This is a genomic window from Moorena sp. SIO4E2 (assembly GCF_010671945.1).
GTDB lineage: Bacteria > Cyanobacteriota > Cyanobacteriia > Cyanobacteriales > Coleofasciculaceae > Moorena > Moorena producens.
On sequence record NZ_JAAHIE010001102.1, the window covers coordinates 1 to 1,712 of the forward strand.

Annotated in this window: 2 protein-coding genes; both read left to right on the plus strand. The window is 43.7% G+C overall.

Going from position 1 to position 1,712, the window contains the following annotated elements:
* Positions 1 to 186 (plus strand): hypothetical protein (locus tag F6K37_RS41120; protein WP_502887836.1); only part of this gene is annotated, 186 nt, incomplete at its 5' end.
* Between the two features lie 465 nt (positions 187 to 651).
* Complete coding sequence (locus F6K37_RS41125) at positions 652 to 1,401, plus strand: DUF5995 family protein (RefSeq protein WP_287257047.1); 750 nt, start codon at positions 652 to 654, stop codon at positions 1,399 to 1,401.
* The last annotated feature ends 311 nt before the right edge of the window (positions 1,402 to 1,712 follow it).

Consider the following 1,712-nt stretch of genomic DNA (forward strand, 5'->3'; position numbering starts at 1 on the left):
GAAGTGTGGTCTTCCGATTGTGGTAGTTGTGGGGAACAGGTTAAGGGTGGGAAGTGTGGGGAGGGTGGGAAGTGTGGGGAGATGGGGAGATGGGAAGTGTGGGGAGATGGGGAGATGGGAAGTGTGGGGAGATGGGGAGATGGGGAGATGGGGAGATGTTTATTAAGGGTAATTATCTTGACATGATATCAAACCAACCCGATTGAGAATTGCTATAGTATGATGACATCTGTTTCTGGAACTAGCTGCTAATCGTAAAGGTTGACAGCAGAGCCAATTTTTGGCTGGTTGAAAATGGGAAGTTCAGCAAGATAGCGGTCTTTTTTTAGGTAGCAGGGAGTTTTGATTAAGGCTAATTATCCCGTAGGCTTGATCATTGAAACAACCGGTACAGTTTTTATTCCGGGTCTAGTTGACAACTACAGGATGAGAATTAGTAACTCTATCTGGCCAGATGGAAGAGATTTGGATTAAGGTGAATTAAGTGCGTTCGCGTAGCGTGGCCTACGGCCAATCGCATTATCTACCCAACAACCGGTAGAGTTTTTCCTCCTGGTCTATAGGACTCCCGACTCCCGACTCCCGACTCCCGACTCCCGACTCCCGACTCCCGACTCCCGACTCCCTATTCAACACTTCAGATAATTAAACATGTTAGCCAACGACATTGATCAGCTTATCGAACGTTTAGATACTATTATTGATGCTGCTAAATCCCAGCGTAGTCGGATCGGTTTTTTTCCAGCACTCTATCGACAGGTAACACTAAAAATCAAACAATCGATTGCTGAAAACCGCTTCGACGATAATCCCAGAATGAATGAATTCACTACTAATTTTGGGAATCGCTATCTTGCTGCACTAGAGGCTTATCGCCAAGGGGCAAAACCATCAAAGTCTTGGCAGATAGCCTTTGAAGCAACTAATGATTCTAGACTGATTATCCTACAGCATTTGCTACTAGGAATTAACGCCCACATTAACCTAGATCTAGGCATTTCCGCAGCTGAGACTGCACCAGGTGACCAACTGTCTAGCCTGGAAAGGGACTTTAATCAAATTAATGACATCCTGGCTGAATGCCTGGAATTAGTACAACCAGTGATTAACCAATTTTCCCTTTTTATGGGGCTGCTGGATCTAGTCGGGGGCAGAACTGATGAGGAAATAGCTAATTTCAGTATTATCAAAGGTCGCCAGGAAGCTTGGGAGTATGCCCAAATCCTGGCTTACCAAACTCCTGAACAACGCCAAGGCGCGATCGCAATCATTGATAGAAAAGTAGCTATTCTCGGAAATACCATTGCCAATCCTCGTGGCTTCCTCGAACCAGTCATTGACTTGATTCGATGGCAAGAGTCCGATGACATTGTTGCTATTCTTGATGCCCTTATCGGTTAGCAGGTTGAAGGCAGAATGTAGAATTAAGAATGCAGAATGTAGAAGGCAGAAGGCAGAAGGCAGAAGGCAGAAGGCAGAAGGCAGAATTCTAAATTCTAAATTCTAAATTCTAAATTCTAAATTCTAAATTCTAAATTCTACTATTGACCAATCAGGAATCCCATAAAAGAACTATAAGACACACTAAAGGTACTTTTGTCTACACCTTCTAATCTGACATCGACACGGTCTTTAGGATCTAATTTCATCATTGCTGTAATCGATTGTGCTGTGGAATTTTTAATCAGCCCAGGTTCAACCACAATAATCGT

Coding starts and splice junctions, on each gene's coding strand:
- F6K37_RS41125 (WP_287257047.1), top strand. CDS start 652: ATGTTAGCCAACGACATTGATCAGCTTATCGAACGTTTAGATACTATT.